General features: G+C 43.1%; 13 protein-coding genes and 1 other annotated feature. Of the genes, 5 read left to right on the top strand and 8 right to left on the bottom strand.

Going from position 1 to position 18,190, the window contains the following annotated elements:
• Position 1: 1 nt before the first annotated feature.
• The gene (gene gcvT, locus ABDZ53_RS02350; protein WP_343753599.1) at positions 2-1,135 is read right to left on the bottom strand and encodes a glycine cleavage system aminomethyltransferase GcvT; all 1,134 of its coding nucleotides are present in this window, start codon (positions 1,133-1,135) and stop codon (positions 2-4) included.
• Positions 1,136-1,314: 179 nt separating this feature from the next.
• On the opposite strand from gcvT, the gene ABDZ53_RS02345 reads away from it, so the two are divergent.
• Entirely contained in the window at positions 1,315-2,562 is a 1,248-nt protein-coding gene (locus ABDZ53_RS02345; protein ID WP_343753597.1) for an iron-containing alcohol dehydrogenase, read from the top strand.
• Positions 2,563-2,568: 6 nt separating this feature from the next.
• Complete coding sequence (locus ABDZ53_RS02340) at positions 2,569-3,729, top strand: GerMN domain-containing protein (protein ID WP_343753595.1); 1,161 nt, start codon at positions 2,569-2,571, stop codon at positions 3,727-3,729.
• 44 nt (positions 3,730-3,773) lie between these two features.
• On the opposite strand, the gene ABDZ53_RS02335 is transcribed toward ABDZ53_RS02340, so the two are convergent.
• Positions 3,774-4,628, bottom strand: a complete 855-nt coding sequence (locus ABDZ53_RS02335; protein ID WP_343753593.1) for a hypothetical protein — start codon at positions 4,626-4,628, stop codon at positions 3,774-3,776.
• A 330-nt stretch (positions 4,629-4,958) separates the two neighbouring features.
• A complete protein-coding gene (gene pepV / locus ABDZ53_RS02330; protein WP_343753591.1) occupies positions 4,959-6,368 on the bottom strand; it encodes a dipeptidase PepV in 1,410 nt (469 codons plus the stop codon).
• Positions 6,369-6,561: 193 nt separating this feature from the next.
• Here pepV and ABDZ53_RS02325 point away from each other — a divergent pair, with 193 nt between their 5' ends.
• From ABDZ53_RS02325 to ABDZ53_RS02315, 3 genes are all read left to right on the top strand, one after another.
• Positions 6,562-7,407 carry an NAD(P)H-hydrate dehydratase gene (locus tag ABDZ53_RS02325; protein WP_343753589.1) on the top strand — a complete coding sequence of 282 codons (846 nt, stop codon included), beginning with the start codon at positions 6,562-6,564 and terminating at the stop codon, positions 7,405-7,407.
• An 88-nt stretch (positions 7,408-7,495) separates the two neighbouring features.
• On the top strand, positions 7,496-7,759 hold the full coding sequence (locus tag ABDZ53_RS02320; protein WP_343753587.1) for a hypothetical protein: 264 nt from the start codon (positions 7,496-7,498) through the stop codon (positions 7,757-7,759).
• 115 nt (positions 7,760-7,874) lie between these two features.
• Positions 7,875-9,203 (top strand): FAD-dependent oxidoreductase, encoded by a 1,329-nt coding sequence (locus ABDZ53_RS02315; protein WP_343753585.1) that lies wholly within the window; start codon positions 7,875-7,877, stop codon positions 9,201-9,203.
• Positions 9,204-9,257: 54 nt separating this feature from the next.
• Here the strand turns inward: ABDZ53_RS02315 and ABDZ53_RS02310 are convergent, their stop codons facing one another.
• The 5 genes from ABDZ53_RS02310 to nagE all read right to left on the bottom strand — a co-directional run bounded on the left by ABDZ53_RS02310 (position 9,258) and on the right by nagE (position 17,949).
• A complete protein-coding gene (locus ABDZ53_RS02310) occupies positions 9,258-9,977 on the bottom strand; it encodes a pseudouridine synthase (protein ID WP_343753583.1) in 720 nt (239 codons plus the stop codon).
• Between the two features lie 15 nt (positions 9,978-9,992).
• On the bottom strand, positions 9,993-11,657 hold the full coding sequence (locus ABDZ53_RS02305; RefSeq protein WP_343753581.1) for a putative polysaccharide biosynthesis protein: 1,665 nt from the start codon (positions 11,655-11,657) through the stop codon (positions 9,993-9,995).
• Positions 11,658-11,864: 207 nt separating this feature from the next.
• Positions 11,865-13,628, bottom strand: a complete 1,764-nt coding sequence (locus ABDZ53_RS02300; protein ID WP_343753579.1) for an ABC transporter ATP-binding protein — start codon at positions 13,626-13,628, stop codon at positions 11,865-11,867.
• A 67-nt stretch (positions 13,629-13,695) separates the two neighbouring features.
• Positions 13,696-16,113 (bottom strand): leucine--tRNA ligase, encoded by a 2,418-nt coding sequence (gene leuS / locus ABDZ53_RS02295; RefSeq protein WP_343753577.1) that lies wholly within the window; start codon positions 16,111-16,113, stop codon positions 13,696-13,698.
• Positions 16,114-16,218: 105 nt separating this feature from the next.
• Positions 16,219-16,427: a binding site (T-box leader), on the bottom strand.
• A 40-nt stretch (positions 16,428-16,467) separates the two neighbouring features.
• On the bottom strand, positions 16,468-17,949 hold the full coding sequence (gene nagE, locus ABDZ53_RS02290) for an N-acetylglucosamine-specific PTS transporter subunit IIBC (protein WP_343753575.1): 1,482 nt from the start codon (positions 17,947-17,949) through the stop codon (positions 16,468-16,470).
• Between the last annotated feature and the right edge of the window lie 241 nt (positions 17,950-18,190).

Raw genomic sequence — 18,190 nt, 5'->3', positions numbered from 1 at the left:
ATTAGCCTTCTTTCTTTATTTGTTTTAGCCAATTCTTCTTTGTTATCTTTGCTGCTAGTGTTTTCTTTCTGACTTGAATCCAGACCGTGTCACCGAGTGAGACGGATTCTTTTTGGACGCGCATAAATCCGATGCTTTTATTTAAAGACGGGGAACGTGTACCGGATGTCACCTGACCAATTTCTTCTCCATCGGCATTCACCACCGGGTAGCCTTCTCTGGCAATTCCTTTGTCCACCAGTTCAAATCCTCTTGAAAGATAGTCCACACCGGTTTCTTTTTGTTTTTCCAGTGCTTCCTGTCCGATGAACGGCTCGTCTTTATCCCATTTGACCGCAAAGCGCAAACCGGCTTCTAGTGGGGTCACATCTTCAGATAAATCTTGACCATATAAAGGCATGCCCGCTTCCAAGCGCAACGTATCGCGTGCTCCCAGACCGCATGGCTGAATGCCGTATGCTTCACCTGCTTCCATAAAGGCTTCCCACAGCTCTTCAGTCTGGTCCCGCTGAACGTACACTTCATATCCATCTTCTCCCGTGTAACCTGTACGAGAAATAAGGGCATTCGTGTAAGTAGGATGAGCGTCAGCGGTTATAAAGGCGTAGTTTGGAATGTCTTTGACTTCTTCCCCAAATACTTTAGCGACGACTTCTTTGGCATAGGGTCCTTGAACGGCAATAAGTCCTATTTCTTGGGACCGGTCAGTGATGGTGATGCCTTCTTCTTGGTATTGGGTTATCCAATCCAAGATCTTTTGAGTATTAGAGGCATTCGGTGTCAATAAGTAACGGGTATCATCGTACTTGAAAATAATAATATCATCTAAAATACCTCCCGATTCATTCGGGACGATGGTATAAATAGCCTGATTTTTATCAATCGTTGTCAAATCGTTGGTAATCAGACGGTTCAACCAGGAGGTAGCCCGGTCACCGGATACTTCAATTTCCCCCATGTGAGAAACATCAAATAGGCCGACCTTTTCTCTGACCGTTTTATGTTCTTCAATAATGCTTGTATAATGAATGGGTAAAGCCCAAGAACCAAAATCAGATAATTTTATCCCTTTCCTTTGGTAATAATCGTATAGCGGTGTGCGTTTTAACTCCATTCCTGCTTCCGACAATGCCATCCCTCCAGTATTTCGTTCCGCCTGCATCTCTTCGCATGGCTTATTTCTTACTTCTTATTCTAACATGATTTGTATCTTACTGGAACTGTTATCAGACACTCTGACAAAAAGAATCGTCTTCCTCTCACGGTCCCCTTTTCTTATATGATATAATGAAAGAAAGCAGAGGAGGCTAAGATATGACTAAAGAAATAAACGATTTTACTTTTTATAATCCTGTGACTATTCTTTTTGGAAAACAAAAAATTGAAGCATTACCCGATTTGATACCAGCTGATAAAAACGTGCTGATTTTATACGGGGGAGGAAGTGTGAAGCGATTCGGCACATTAGACCGAGTCAAGAAAGCTTTGCCTCATAAAAAAGTGGGGGAATTTGGCGGGATTGAACCCAATCCAACTTATGAAACCTGTATGAAAGCAGTAGAGAAAATACAAAGCGAACGGTATGATTACTTACTGGCTGTCGGTGGTGGCTCTGTTATCGATGCGGTCAAATTTATCGCTGCAGCTGCCACATTCGAGGGCAACCCTATCGATATCTTCGCTAAAGGCGTGGGGAAAGGACAACCTATTACATCAGCGCTTCCCTTTGGGACCATTCTGACCTTGCCAGCGACATCATCTGAAATGAACAGCACGTCTGTTATTTCATTTAAAGAAAAGAAAGCTAAAGTAAGTTTCAGTGATCCGCATGTGTTTCCTGTTTTTTCTATTTTAGAACCGGAATTGACTTATACTTTGCCGAAACGTCAACTGGCTAATGGTGTGGGCGATGCCTTTGTTCATATTTTAGAGCAGTACTTAACTTATCCAGTAGGTGGCATGGTACAAGATGAATTCGCAGAAGGTCTGTTGCGCATCCTGATTGATATCGGTCCTCGCGTGGTGGATGAGACGCATCATGATTACAACTTGCGTGCCAACTTTATGTGGACCGTGACTATTGCCTTGAACAGACTGCTTTCAGTCGGCGTTCCCGGTGACTGGTCCACCCATGCTTTAGGTCACGAGGTTACGGTGTTGAACAATACCGATCATGCCCGAAGTTTATCAGCTCTAGTACCTGCAATGATGGTGGTGCGTCATAAGGAAAAATGGGATAAACTGGTTCAATATGCGGAAAAGGTCTGGCATGTGACTACAGGTTCAGAAGAACAGAAAGTAGAAGAAGCAATCAAACGCACGGCGTCCTTCTTCCAGTCCATTGGTATGCCTGTTAAGCTAAATGAAGTGGGCGTGACCCAGGCAGATGTGGACACCCTAGTTTCTCAACTGGAGGCGCGTGGACAAGTTAACCTATCGGAACGAGGCAATCAAACACTGGATGTTTCTCGTTCTATTTACGAAAAAGCACTGGATCCGGATTTTCATCCGTCTGGAGACGAACCTCCATTCAGTGGACATATATACCCAAATAAGGAGTGATGGAATATGAAAAAAGGAACACTTTGGAAAGTAACGACGCTTGCCCTGTCTGGATTGATTCTTTCAGCTTGTCAACCGGCTGAAGAAGGCCCTGTCGATGAGCCTGAAGAAGTGGTAGCACCAGAACCGGATAATGGTGATGAGGATAACGGTACGGTTGAACCAGATGAAAATGGGGAGACAGATGAAGAAGAAAATACAGGAGAAACCGTCTCGCAAGATTTAGAGGTCTGGTTCCCGCGTTTAGAAAATGTTCGTCTGGAATATGAAGGAGACAGCATGGAAGGATCATCCTTTACACGCTACCCTCAGTTTGTGTTGGATGACACCCTTCAAATAGTAGAAAAGAATGCGGGCACGCATGTCGTCACTATATATGAGTACACAGATGACGCTATAGAAGAGATTTTTATTCGCCCTGAAACCTATTTCCGCGAAAATTTTATGGATACTGGTTTATCCAGTGAACAGGAAGGCTTCTACTATGTCTTGCAGCTGCCTATTGAAGTGGGAAATACGTGGGAGAATCCCAATGGGACTCAATCAGAAATTACTGAAGTGGGACTGGAAATGGATACGCCTCTAGGAACAGTGGAAGCCATTGAAGTCACAACGACTCATGAAGATGGGATAAACACCTACTATTACGGAGAAGATATTGGCTTAATTGAAGTCGTTGCCCATTATGGGGAAGATGATTTTGAGGTCATTTCACAGCTAGTGGGCTACCATGAAGAAGAAGCCGAAGAATTTCCGGTAACGATTTATACGTTGGATGAGCAGGCATTAGGACTGGATGCTATTCCAGTGACTATGGCCCTCAACACCAACGACCCCGCTCGCTTGGCCTTAGCTGACCTTATGAAAGCTGAAGCACCCGACACAGACTATACACCGATGATTACAGAAGGTGTGGCTATTAACTTTATGTATTTACGTGAAGACGGTGTGGTTCACGCAGACTTTTCAGTCGAATTAGTCGATGAAATGAATGCTGGAGCTGGTGTTGAAAACATGATTCTTCAAGGAATTGTCAACACCATTGGCGGCTATTATCAAGTGGATGAAGTGGAGATAACGGTCGATAATGGGGCTTACGAATCTGGTCATATTGTTGTTCAACCAGGAGAAACCCTGTCTGTTGATCATTCGCTAGTTAATGAATAAGCAAAAAAGTCAGGATTCCTTTTTTAAGGATCCTGACTTTTCTTTTATTCTTCTGATTCCGTTTCCGGCTCTGTCGGTTCTACAGGTTCTTTTGGTTCCTCAGGTGCTTGAGTAACCGGTGGCGTTTTAGATGCCTCTTCCCCTTCTGGTTCTTCTCCATCACCCTTATCCTCATTTTTTGGAGGGGTATTAGGTGTTTCTGGTTTCGAAGGGTCTGGTTTCGGGGTTTCTTTATCTGCTTTTTTCTTCTCTTCTTGTCGTTTCTGTTCTTCTCGACGTTTTAGTTCTGCTTCTCGCTGTCTGTCCGCTTCTTTTTTAGCTCGACGCTCAGCTTCTTCTCTCTCCCGACGAGACTGTTCTTCTCTTCGATTGGAGCTGTTAGACGTATGAGAAGAAGAACTATTGGAAGACGAGCTGTTTGAAGAACCTGTTTGAGTTGACGGTGTTTGGTTGACAGATTGGGTTGTGCTTTGTGTAGCCGATTCACTTGACCATGAATCTGCAGCATTTTCCTCTGACTCTGCGACCTCAGTAAGGACCTCTTCTTCTATTGTTTCCTCTTCGAGACTATCCTCACTCTCTTCCTCTTCTTCCAGTTCTTCGTCTTCACTTTCTTCCTCGTCCACTTCTTCTGAGTCCTCTTCTTTTTCTTCTAACTCTTCTGGTTCGTTGTCTAATTCTTCTATTTCTTCATTGGATTCTGTTTCTCCAGCTTCAGCCGTTTGTGTTTCACTGTATTCTAAAGTACGTGTTTCTACTCTTTGATGGGACCTTCCGATACCAATCGTTAATACCGTAACGAGCACTAAAAATAAAGATAAGATGATATTCGATTGGACTTTGTATTCTTTAAACAGTTTATGTATAGAGTCTATCATTCCCGATAGTCGTCTTTTCATGAAGACCGCTCCTTTTTCACATAGATAAGGCAAGTATACCATAAGTCATTCTTGTTTTTTAGCGGTTTTCTCACAATTTATTGAACAATACGAACTCTTTGATAAACATATGCTGATTAACCGTGTACTCGATTAAATCCATTTCTATATGTGCTTGAGTTAATCGAGATAAATACAGCTCAATTCACTCACTACTTATAATTTCTTGAGTTAATCGAGATAAGTACAACTCCATTCACTCACTACTTTTAATTTCTTGAGTTAATTAAGATTGGCTTTTTAATCAGAAAAAGACACCTTCCAAACGGAAAGTGCCTTATTAAAACAAATTTATTTGATTAATTCATAAATGGCTTCTGCGTAAATGGCCATAGCTCGCATTAAATCGTCAACAGCCATGAACTCATTGGCTTGGTGCATCGTGTCGATACTGTCTGGGAACATTGCCCCATAAGCCACACCGCGTTCCATCAGTCGGCCGTAAGTCCCTCCACCAATCACTTGTTCGTGAGCTTCCAAGCCTGTTTGTCTGTTATAAACATCCAATAATGTCGTCACAAGTGGATCGGTTCCAGGAACGTAATGGGGCTCTTTTCCACCTGCATTGGTTAATTTCACATCATAGTTGCTTAATTTTTCTTCAAAGTGCTTGAAGATTTCTTCATTATTCGTGCCTTGTGGGTAACGCATATTGACGGTTAGTTTTCCACCTTCGTTAGCGTTGAATGTTAAGACACCCGGGTTAGAGGTCAATTCACCCATGACTTCATCCACATGATTAATATTTAGTTTCTTCCCTTCAGGGTCATCATGTAAATAAAGGGCCGCAATTTCTAAGAAGGTATTCGCATCTTTTGCAAAGGCATAATCGGATAAGAAGAGCGCTAAATACGTTCCGGCGTTGACTCCGCTTGCTGGTTTACTTCCGTGGGCCGCTTTTCCGACGATTTGAACCGTTACTTGGTCCCCATCGACTGCCAGTTCGCCTGTTACAGGTAAGCCGTCTAAGAAGTCCACAAAGCCATTTTCTAATTCCGCAGGGTTTTGGCTTTTCACTACCGCTACGGCATCTTGAGGCACCATATTAGCGCGAAGTCCTGAATCAAAAGAAACTAATTCATGAGTCGCTCCTTCTGCTTCTCCGCCTGTTTCAATAATGACTGTGGCGTTTCCTTTTTCCCCATTAATAATCGGGAAATTCGCATCCGGAGAGAATCCGAAGTCTGGTTGCTGTTCGGTCTTCAGATAATGCTCGATGCCTTTCCAGGTACTTTCTTCGTCCGTTCCTAGAATAAAGCGCACTTTCTTAGAGACTGGCAAGCCTAAGTCTTTAATCATCTTTAAAGCATAATAAGCGGCCATACTCGGCCCTTTATCATCACTGGCGCCACGAGCATAAATACGGTCATCTTTTATGACAGGGTCAAAAGGATCGGTTTCCCATCCTGTTCCAGTTGGAACCACATCCACGTGTCCTAAGACACCCATTAACTCGTCGCCGTCACCGTATTCGATGTGCCCCGCATAATTGTCCACATTTTTCGTTTCAAAACCGTCGCGCTCACCTAAAGCTAAGAACGCCTTTAATGCTTCTGTTGGCCCTGGTCCAAAAGGATTCTCTTCTGTCGCCTGTTCGTCATCTCGCACACTATCGATACGTAAAATAGTAAACAGGTCTTCTAAAAAAGCATCTTTGCGTTTTTCCGCTTCTGCTTTCCAATCAATTCTTTCTACTGTCATTCTTTCATCCTCCTTGAATTTCCATCACTCTTTTATTATTTTATCACTAATACCATCAAACTCCAATGATTGTCTGTTCAAAAAACACCCAACAGCCAGATTGAAATAAGCTCCCTTTTTTTTGAGCCACTCAATAGACTATACGTGACCTTTTTATAAAGAGAGATTACACTATAAGAAAGGAGGCCATCACATGAATCAGATTACGAAAGAAAAAGTACAGTCATTTATTCCAAAACGCGACGAGAAAAGTTATAAAGGAACATTTGGGAACGTATTAGTAGTCGGTGGAAATGAAAATATGGGAGGTGCGGCCATTTTAACGGCGTCTGCGAGTGTCTATAGCGGAGCCGGTTTGGTTACCGTCGCCACACATCCTGTGAATCAGTCGGCTCTGCATGCCCGGCTGCCTGAAGCGATGTTTGTCCCGACGACTGACCTCAATCAGCTCAAAGAGACACTCCCTTCAATGGATGTTGTCATCATCGGTCCAGGATTAGGCAGAAATAAAACCTCTTTAGACCTATTACGGACGGTTTATGAAAACTCTACGGACGAACAGGTTGTGATCGTTGACGGCGATGCGATTTACTTGCATGTCAACGAAGAATGGTCAGAACCGAAAGCTCAGCTTGTCTTCACGCCCCACCTTGGAGAATGGCGCACACTGACTGGTCTGAGTCCAGATCTGGAAAACGAAGAAGAGAATAAGGAACATGTGAAGCGACTGGATGCTCACGTTGTGTTGAAAAAAGACAGAACAGAAGTCTATTATGAAGAAGAGCTGTGGAAGAATACAGCGGGCAATCCTTCAATGGCTACCGGTGGAATGGGCGATACCTTAGCCGGGATGATTGGCGGCTTTTTAGCCCAGTTTCCCAACCGTAAACACGCCTTGTTATCAGCTGTTTTTGTGCACAGTTATATTGCCGATAAATTAAGTGTGACGCACTATGTGACTTTGCCCACTCACATTATTGAAGAGATTCCAAAAGCAATGAAAGAGTTAGCCAAAAATGATCCGACCATGTGGGTTTAATCCTCTCTTTCCTTAAGGAGGTTGTCAGCCATCCCTAAACAGAGTACAATAAATAAGTGACTGAATGATTTATTTGAGGATGGTAGATATGAATAAAAAGCTTGTATGGATGAGCGTCTGGACCTTTATTTTAGGTTTTTTACTGATGTGGTTTAATTTTCAGATTATATTTTTTCTAGGACTCGTCGGATTTTTCCTCTTTATCCTATGGACCGGCCCGAAAGCTGACGGCCATTATACTGATGAAAAATACGCGTACGAAAAACAACAAAGCATTAAAACCATGATTTTATTAGCCGCCTATATCGGATCTGGTTTCTTGGCTTTGATTATCCAAACCTTTATACTTTAAGACGAAAGACCTGCCTGTTAGTCAAAGGTAGGTCTTTTTTGTGTAAGCACATATTTCTGGTATTTTCCTGTTCTTCGTTATAATGAAAGAAAGACACTATCGAAAGGAGATTACTATGCATTACGATATAATTTGTATTGGTTACGGACAAGGCGCTCACGAGCTTTCTTTAACGCTCGCTTCTAAAGGATGGAAGGTGGCCGTCATCGAAAAAAGTGAGACGAACTATGGAGGCTCCTGTATTAATATCGGGTGTATTCCAACAAAAATTTTAGCTCATGATGCAGAAAACCATAAAGCTTATGCAGAGGCAGTTGACCGACGCAATCAAGTGGGCAAGAAAAAGCTGCAGGTAGAAATTGATGACATGGAAGAGCCTGATAACATCACCCTATTTACCGGTCCAGCTTCTTTTGTAGATGATCATACGGTTAAAGTAGAGACGAAAAAAGGAGACGTGACCTTGCACTCTGAAACCATCGTCATCAGTACCGGTTCAGAACCGGTCTTCCCTCCTATTGATGGATTAGAAGAGGCCGACCATATTTATACGAGTACGACCTTGCAAACAGAAAAAAACCTTCCCCAGTCCCTTGGTATTTTGGGAGGAGGAAATATCGGTTTGGAATTCGCATCCATTTACAGCAGTTACGGATCGGATGTGACGCTGTTTGAAACAGCGGATACCTTTATGGGTAAAGAAGAACCAGACATCGCTGATGAGATGAAAAAAGAACTCGAACATAAAGGGATTGCGATACATGTCGGGACCTCCGTTGAAAAAGTTGAGAATGAAGCCAATCAAGTGGTGGTCACAACAGATTCGGGTGAAACGTATCGTTTCGATGCCTTACTGGTTGCGGCTGGGAGAAAGCCACATATTTCGAGCCTAAATTTAGGCCAGACAGCTATTCAGCTCACTGAAAATGAAGGCATTCAAACAGATGACTATCTACGAACGTCTGTCGAAGGCGTGTTTGCCATTGGGGACATCCGGGGTGAAGAGATGTTCACTTATATTACGAAAAAGGACGCTGAGATTGTGTTAAGTCAGCTCCTTAATACAGAAGATAAGCGGTCACTAAAAGACCGACAGGCTATTCCTTATTCCATCTTTACTGACCCTCCCTTTGCCCGAGTCGGCTTGACAGAAAAAGAAGCCGTTGAAAAAGGGTACTCTGTGTGGACGAATGCTGTTCCGGTCAAAGCGACTGTTCGAGCGGCCGTCATCAATGATGAACGGGGATTATTTAAAGCAGTCGTGGATAAGGAGACCGGTCTTATACTTGGAGCCAGTTTATTTGGCGACCAAGCTCATGAGCTCGTCAATTTTATAAAACTGGCTATGGATAATGCTCTTCCTTATACGGTTTTACGCGATCAGATGAAGACACATCCGGTCATGACTGAAATTTTCAGTTCTCTTTTTGATTTTTCAGACTAATGCATATGGTTCTACTCAAAAAGCTCCTTATCGGTTTGCGATAAGGAGCTTTTATTAGGCCTGTTTGAGTAAGGCGATTTCTTCTTTCGTCAATTCTCGGTAAGACCCCAGTTCCAGGTTCGGATCCAATGTCAGAGGACCCATTGAGAGACGTTTCAAATACGTGACTTCTTTTCCAACCGCTTCTACCATGCGTTTGACTTGGTGAAACTTTCCTTCGTGGATTGTAATCTCAACTTTGGAAGACTGTTCGTCTTCGTTCACTTCTTTTAACACCAGTTGAGCCGGCAAGGTTTCATACCCATCGTCCAGTGTCACACCTTTTAAAAAAGCCTCGATGTCTTCTGATGTCATGATTCCTGCAATTTCAGCCTCATAGGTTTTGGGCACTTCTTTTTTAGGCGACAATAATTGGTGCGTTAGTTTTCCATCATTAGTTAAAACGAGCAAGCCTTCTGTATCAATATCTAAGCGTCCCACCGGATGAGGGTCCTGTAAACTGTCTTGCAGCTCTAATAAATCAAGGACCGTTTCATGCATCACATCTTCGGTTGCACTAATGACCCCTTGGGGTTTATTTAACATAAAGTAAACAAACTCCTGATACTCAATGGGTTCTCCACCAACGGTTATCGTATCTAGTTCTGGGTCGACATGCACTTTAGGGTCGGTGACGACTTCCTCATTCACTTCTACTATTTTCGTTTTGAGTAATTTCTTTACTTCTTTTCTAGTACCTAAGCCACTGTGGGCTAAGAGTTTGTCTAGTCGCATAGTGTCTCCCTTCCTTTACTTGATTCTCAGTTTCTGTCTGACTTTTGTGGCCTGTGCTCCGATTAAACGATCGGCCAATTTTGTTCTAAGAGCCAGGTACCCATAGACTACAATACCGACGCCTACAATAATGGCCATCCCAAAGAGAGATTGACTCGCACTTTCGTAGCTGATAAAGAAGCCTAGACCCCATTTGACCAGATAGGTGACCACACCCATTATGAATGAAAGAATAACAATTAATAAGGAACGTCTGAACAGTAGCGTGCCATTGAATTGTATTTCTTTGTGCATGATTTTCATCATCATGGCACAGGTGACGGCAAAACCAGCAATTCCAGAATAAAGCATGCCGTATGGCCCGGTTAAGGCGACGAATACAACTTGCGTAATCAGTTTAACAATGAGTCCCGCGACAAGGGCTTTAATGGCTGGTCGCGTTAAACTCGCCGCTTGCAGCATATTGCCTAATACGGCATAAGCAGCCACGAAGATACTCATGATGGCATACAGCTGAGTAATGCTGGTGCCGAGTTCACTGTGTTCATAAAAAACCGTATAAAGAGGCTCGGCTACAACGGCCATGCCGATTGCTGCCGGAAACATGGCAAACAGAAGCAACTGAAATCCTTTTGAAAACTGTCTTCTGACTTGTGCAAAGTTCTTCTGAGCCACAAGCTTACTAATGAGTGGAACAGAAGCAATCGATAGGGCTGTTCCAAATGAAGTCAGAACCATAATCAGTTTATGCGCATTGGCTTGCGTAATCCCGTAAGTAATCTGAATCATTTCTTCATCCATATCGGAGAAGAAAGACATGAGCGGGCCATAAGTGTTTTGATCCACAATTTGGAAAATGATAATGCCTGTTGAAATAATAATAAACGGAATAGACGTTTTAATTATTTCAATGATGAGCTGATTGGGAGACACCGATATTTTTCCGGCACTCTCTTCTTCCCCTACATTCAAAGCCGTTGTCATGCTTTTCATTTGATAGCCTAAATACCCCAGGGCAAAAACAGCTCCGACAAAAGCCGCAAAAGTCGAGAAGGCAACGGCGGTGACCACTTCTCCTCCCATCACTTGTCTAATCACGTACACAGCGGATAGCAAAAAGATAATGCGAGCGATTTGTTCGATAATTTGCGATATCGCTGAGGGCTTCATGGTGTTGTGTCCTTGTAAAAACCCTCTTGTCACACTTTGTATAGGGATAATCAGCAGGGCTGGTGTGAGTGAGCGTATCACAATAACTGCATCGCTGGCACTAGCCGATGGACTCGATTCTGCCATTAATGGGGCTAGAACATACATCAGCACAGCTGATACTAAGCCGGTCAAGGCCATGATTTTGAGTCCCTGCTTATAAATCCCTTTGGAAATTTCGTATTCCCCCAAGGCGTTGTACTGACTGACTTTCTTAGATATAGCCGATGGGACGCCGGCTGTAGCTAAGGCAAGGAAAAAGGCATAAGGAGTATACCCCATTTGATAAAGGGCGTTGGCCGCATCACCCGGACCTTGTCCCCCCATCCACTGGAACCAGGGGATGATATAAAGGGCTCCGAGAATACGGGAAATCATACTTCCGGCCGTCATCCAAGCTGCTCCACTGACCATTTTACTATCGTCAGACAATTCCTTGCTTACGTTTTTCGTTACCGTTTCATTATTCATTCCATAAGAACCTTCTTTCAAAACGTTCTTTTCGTTTTTCATTTCGAACGAAAAGGTCTCTATTATACTATCTTATAAAGTTTAAGAGTTTCTAATTTTTTGCATATCAAAAAAGGAGCCCGAAAGCTCCTTTAGGCTAATCCTTATTTTACTGTTTTATCTTCTGAGGTGCAATCGTTTAAAGAAAGATTCATGAATCGTTCTCTTTTAGTTTTCCTGAGATAACTGCTGGCTCGCAAACAAGCGATATAAGTCATGTGATTCAATGAGTTCCACATGTTTTCCAACCCCTGTTAACTGACCGTTTTCTATAAAGAGTATTTTATCCGCATCGAGTATCGTACTTAACCGGTGAGCAATGACGAAGGTCGTACGTCCAGCCATCAATTTATTTAAGGCTTGTGACACCATTTTTTCAGATTGACTATCCAGACTCGCTGTCGCTTCATCCATCATGAGAATTTTCGGATCTCTTAAAAAGGCTCGGGCAATATTGATGCGCTGTCGCTGTCCCCCTGATAATTTGATCCCGCGTTCACCGATGACTTCTTCCAGCTGATCCGGGAACTGTTCGATAAATTCTCTGGCATAAGCCATCTCCAGTACTTCCCATAAGCGCTCTTCCGATAACTCATCAGGTCGGGGTAATCCGTACAGTAGATTGTCGCGAATGGTTCCGGACATCATAGCATTCTCCTGCGACACGTAGCCTATCTGACTGCGCCAAGATTGTAAGTTAATGTCTTCTATAGGTGTATCACCTACTAAAATCTGCCCGCTGTCTGGCGTGTAGTAGCGCTCCAGTAAAGCAAACAAAGTTGTTTTGCCTCCCCCGCTTGGTCCGGCAAAGGCAATTTTTTCACCGGGTTCCGTTTGAAAGGAGACCGATTGAATGACTTCTTTATTGGGCTCATAAGAAAAACTCACCTTGTCAAAGGTCACAGGGAGGTTGTCGATTGCTTTATCAATCCCACCATCTTTATTTTCTTCCGCTTCATCTAAAATAGTCGTGATTCGCTCTGTGGCACCGGCTGCTTTTTGAAGCTGCATAAAGAAATTCATGAAAGTCGTGATAGGGAAAATGACTTGGAACAGATACAGTAGAAAGGCAACCAACTGACCCGTCGTCATTAAACCTTGAGCTACACGTACTCCCCCGTATCCAATGACAAAGACCATGACACCCATCATTAAGGCATACATCAAAGGCCCGATAATGGCTAAGTATTTTCCTTCCTTCAACCCAATCTGATAGAGTTCGGAAATATCTCCTTCGCCTTTTTCTTTCTCATAGGCTTCTGCCGTGGAGGATTTCATCAGTCTGATTTCAGCAATGGTCTGCTGGATACTTCCGGAAAAATGCGCTGTTTTGTCCTGCATCTCTCTTGATACCCCAGCCATTTTTCTGCCTAATGGACGAGTGAGTATTAAAGCAAGCGGAACAGCCGTCAACATGACGAGTGTCATTTGCCAATCCATAATGACTAAAATGAAAAAGATTCCGATTAACGAGAGAACCCCATTGACGAATTGCGGGAAAAAGGACGAAATCAGGTTTTGAACAATGGTAGTGTCATTCGTAATACGACTGACGATTTCGCCCGACGCATGCTGGTCAAAATAAGACACAGGGAGTTTGATGATTTTATTCCATAAAAACTCTCTAAGTCCCGCTACCACTCTTTGCCCTATTTTATGTAACACATAATTAGAGAAACCGTTGAATACAACTTGAGCTATAAATATTCCTAAGATAGCCGCAATCATCCATGGGGTGAAGAAATCAAATTCAATGCCATCAATAAACTGTTGAGTCGCTAAGGGAATGAGAAGTTGCGTGATTGTTGTCAGCATACTTCCTCCAAGGCCGATGGCGATGAGTCCTTTAGAGATATTTGTTGACCATATCAGTTGACTAAAACGCTTTAAATCTTGTTTTGTCGGAGTTTTTAACTCTTCTTGCTTTTGCATAGTTTTGCCTCACTTTATGTATATGTAAAAGAACAGGGAGGACAGCTGCCTCCCCCTGATTCTTTTTTTAATTGGCGACTATATTGACCAGTTTACCCGGAACCACGATGACTTTACGTACCGTTTTCCCTTCCAAGTATTCTTGAATACGGTCATCACTCATAGCCATTTCCTGTAAGTCTTCTTTAGAAATCGATTTGGACGCTGTGGCTTTCGCACGGACTTTTCCGTTAATCTGGAAGACCACTTCTACTTCATCTTCAACTAATTTGCTTTCATCATACACCGGCCAAGGCTGATAAGCAATACTCTCATTGGACTGAGTCACTTTTGCCCACAATTCTTCTCCCACGTGAGGCGCAATTGGTGCCAGCAGAGTCAAGAAGCCTTTGACATATTCTAGTGGCAGGCCTTCTGCTTTGTATGCCGCATTCACAAAGACCATCAATTGAGATATGGCTGTATTGAAGTGCAGGTTTTCATAATCTTCTGTTACTTTTTTGACTGTCTGGTGGTAAACCACTTCAAGAGATTTGTCATTATAAGTGGTCACACGGTCTCTTACTTTGTCTTCTTCATCAATAAAGAGTCTCCAGACGCGATCCAAGAATTTACGTGATCCTTCTAGACCATCTTCACTCCAGGCAATGGCGGCGTCTAGAGGGCCCATAAACATCTCGTACAGCCTCAAAGTATCTGCGCCGTATTCCTTAACGACATCATCCGGGTTAACCACATTCCCTTTGGATTTAGACATTTTTTCATTGTTTTCTCCCAATATCATTCCTTGGTTATACAATTTCTGGAAAGGTTCTTTCATTGGGACAATGCCTAGGTCGTACAGGAATTTATGCCAGAAACGAGCATACAGCAAGTGAAGCACCGCATGTTCTGCTCCTCCAATATACAAGTCCACAGGCAGCCATTTTTTCATTTTTTCAGGATCAGCCAATTGATCCGGGTTCTTGGGATCGATAAATCTCAAGAAATACCATGAACTGCCTGCCCATTGAGGCATCGTGTTTGTGTCTCGTTTTCCTTTCATGCCTGTTTTTTCATCTACAACATTCACCCAGTCGTGAATCACAGCAAGTGGCGATTCTCCTGTACCGGATGGTTTGATTTCATCGGTTTTAGGCAAGATGACAGGAAGGTCTTCTTCAGGAACCGTTGTCGTTGTTCCGTCTTCCCAATGAATCACAGGAATAGGTTCGCCCCAGTACCGCTGACGAGCAAACAGCCAGTCTCTTAGACGGTAAGTGGTCTTTTCTTCTCCGATTTCTTTTTCTTCCAGATAAGCCACTACTTTTTGACTAGCTTCTTCAATCTCCAAGCCATTGATAAAGTCTGAATTAATGTGTTTGCCGTCACCTGTATACGCTTCTTTTTCAGGGTCGGTTCCTTCAATAACTGGTCGAATCTCCAGACCATACTTTTGAGCAAATTCAAAGTCCCGCTGGTCATGTGCCGGTACAGCCATAATGGCTCCGGTCCCATATGATGCCAGCACGTAATCAGCTATCCATATTGGCATCTCTTCTTGTGTCACTGGGTTAATCGCATAAGCACCAGTAAAGACTCCGGTTTTATCTTTATTCAAGTCGGTTCTTTCCAAATCCGATTTTTTACCGGCTTCATCACGGTAGGTATCGACGGCTTCTTTTTGGTCCGCTGTTGTGATGGCATCTACCAAGTCCGATTCTGGGGCTAGAACAGCATAGGTTGCACCGAACAGAGTATCGGGTCTGGTCGTGAAGGCTGTAAAGGTTTGATCTGTACCTTTTATGTCAAACGTGATTTCAGCTCCTTCAGATTTCCCGATCCAGTTTCTTTGCATATCTTTGATGTGTTCTGGCCAGTCCAGTTCTTCAAGGTCATCGAGTAGTCTATCCGCGTAGGCTGTAATTTTCAGCATCCACTGTTTCATCGGTTTACGGTAGACTGGATGACCGCCGCGTTCGGATTTTCCGTCTATGACTTCTTCATTGGCCAATACGGTACCCAATGCGGGACACCAGTTAACCGGTACTTCTGCTTCATAAGCCAAGCCTTTTTCATAAAGTTTAGTGAAAATCCACTGGGTCCATTTGTAGTAATCGGGATCGGTGGTATTTATTTCTCTGTCCCAGTCGTAACTGAAGCCAAGGGATTTGATTTGACGTTTAAAGGTCTGAATATTTTTTTCTGTAAACTCTGCCGGGTCGTTTCCAGTATCCAAAGCATACTGTTCTGCTGGAAGACCGAAAGCATCCCAGCCCATTGGATGCAGGACGTTATACCCTTGTGCCCGTTTCATACGAGAAATGATATCGGTCGCTGTATAACCTTCCGGGTGTCCAACGTGGAGCCCTTGTCCAGACGGGTAAGGAAACATATCCAGCGCATAAAAGTTTTCTTTTTCTTCGTCTTCTGTTGTTTGGAATGTTTTATGTTCATCCCAATACTGCTGCCATTTTTTCTCTACTGATAGATGATTAAAAGACATTTTTTTCTCTCCTTGTTTATTTGGTTCATACTTTTTATTGATGGGTTGAGTATCCATGAATGCAGGGAACTAAAAAACCCTACGGACAACAGTATAATCCGTTGTCCGTAGGGCGTGAAATCGCGGTACCACCTACATTTATTGCTTGACGAATCAAGCAACCTCAGCTCCTTAACGCGGAGAAACGACTTTAGGTACTCTCATTTCCCTAAAGTAACGACCAGGCGAGTTCAGTGAGCTTCCTGTGTATTTTCACCACCCATACACTCTCTAATAGGAAAAACCGACTTACTACTCCTGTTCATGGTTTAATATCTTAACCTATTCTACCAAATAGAGGGGGTGGGTGCAATATTAATCGAGCTTTTCAATTTCATTAGCAACAAATTCCACTTCTGTTCCTACAATCACCTGTACATTATTCTTACCGGCTTTTCTCACACCTGGAACATTGGCTTCTTTGATGCGCGCTTCATTGACTCTATCCATGTCATTCATTTCCAAACGCAATCGTGTCGCACAGTAAGTCATACTGGCTATATTTTCTTTTCCACCTAAGCCATCTAGTATGATACGTGCTTTTCTTTGGTGTTCACTTTCAGAAGAATGGTCTGCCACGTTCGCTGTAGGAGCACCCGGTGCTGTGGCAGTCGCTGTCGATCCGCCGTCATCCAAGTCCACTTCTTCTCCTCTACCTGGCGTTTTCAGATTGAATTTCTGAATGGCCCATCTAAAGCCAAAGTAATAAATAACGGCAAAAACCAGTCCTTGAATAATCAGCATATACGGCTGGTTCGCGAGAGGTAAGTTGAAACTTAAGAAACCATCAACGAAGCCGGCACTGAATCCGAAACCAGCTGTCCATCCGAAGAATGCTGCAATGAATAAGGACAATCCGGTAAATAACGCATGTAGCACATACAGAAGAGGTGCCGCAAACATAAAGGCAAACTCTAATGGTTCAGTTACTCCTGTAAAGAATGAAGCAAATCCAGCCGCTAACATGAGTGAACCGACTCGTTTCTTCTGATCGGAGTCAGCCATATGATACATAGCCAAACCACCTGCTGGAAGACCAAACATCATAACTGGGAAGAATCCCCCTTGATACATACCTGTTACGCCTAATTCACCTGTACCTGCCCAGAAATTTTGAATATCATTAATACCAATTAAATCGAACCAGAATACAGCATTCAGCGCATGGTGTAAACCGGTTGGTATGAGTAATCGGTTAAAGAAGCCGTATAACCCTGCACCAACAGAACCTAATTCACTCATGAACGTTCCGAAAGCGACAAGAGCTCCAAATATCGGTGGCCATAAGAGCAGGAATCCACCTACTACAAAAAGGGAAACGACAGCTGTAATAATAGGCGGTAAGCGTCGCCCACTAAAGAATGCAAGAGCTTGAGGCAGTTCCGTTCCACTGAACTTATTATAGATAGCCGCAGCAATGAGTCCGACTAAAATCCCCGTAAAGGCTGTCTCAATACTCTCAAACGCCATATCCACATCTTCTACTGGGATATCCTGTAACATAGCTACAGTTCCAGGTTCTAACATTGACGTCGTTACAAGCCAAGCCACTAACCCGCTGAGTGCCGCCGCCCCATTTTTGTCTTTGGACATCCCTAAAGCGACACCTAAAGCAAAAAGTATACCTAAGTTCGAGATTAATGAATCCCCCGCACTGATGAGGAAAGCCGCTATAACACTTTCTCCACCCCATCCACTCGGGTCAATCCAGTAACCAATCCCCATTAACACAGCCGCTGCCGGTAAGACCGCAACAGGGAGCATTAACGACCGACCAAGACGTTGTAAATACTTCATTTCTTTCTCTCCTTTTTCTTCTATTTCATCTTCTCTATTTTCAAGTATAAAAAATAAGTTCAAACTGAAATAAAAATAGAGAGGATGTTAACCCTATTATAGATAATACGCTTACAAATGTCTAGGTATAGCAGGATGAAATTAAGTACCATAACATAATTCCTTTTATTTGAAAAGAAAATGCTAAAAAGAGACAAAAAAGCACCTCTCATGGTATAATTAAATCATGAAAAATTTAAAA

Origin of the sequence: Alkalibacterium iburiense (genome assembly GCF_039521845.1) — a bacterium.
In the GTDB taxonomy this organism is placed as follows: domain Bacteria; phylum Bacillota; class Bacilli; order Lactobacillales; family Carnobacteriaceae_A; genus Alkalibacterium; species Alkalibacterium iburiense.
The sequence above is the reverse complement of the archived record's forward strand: the minus strand, read 5'-3'. Positions and strand labels throughout refer to the sequence as shown.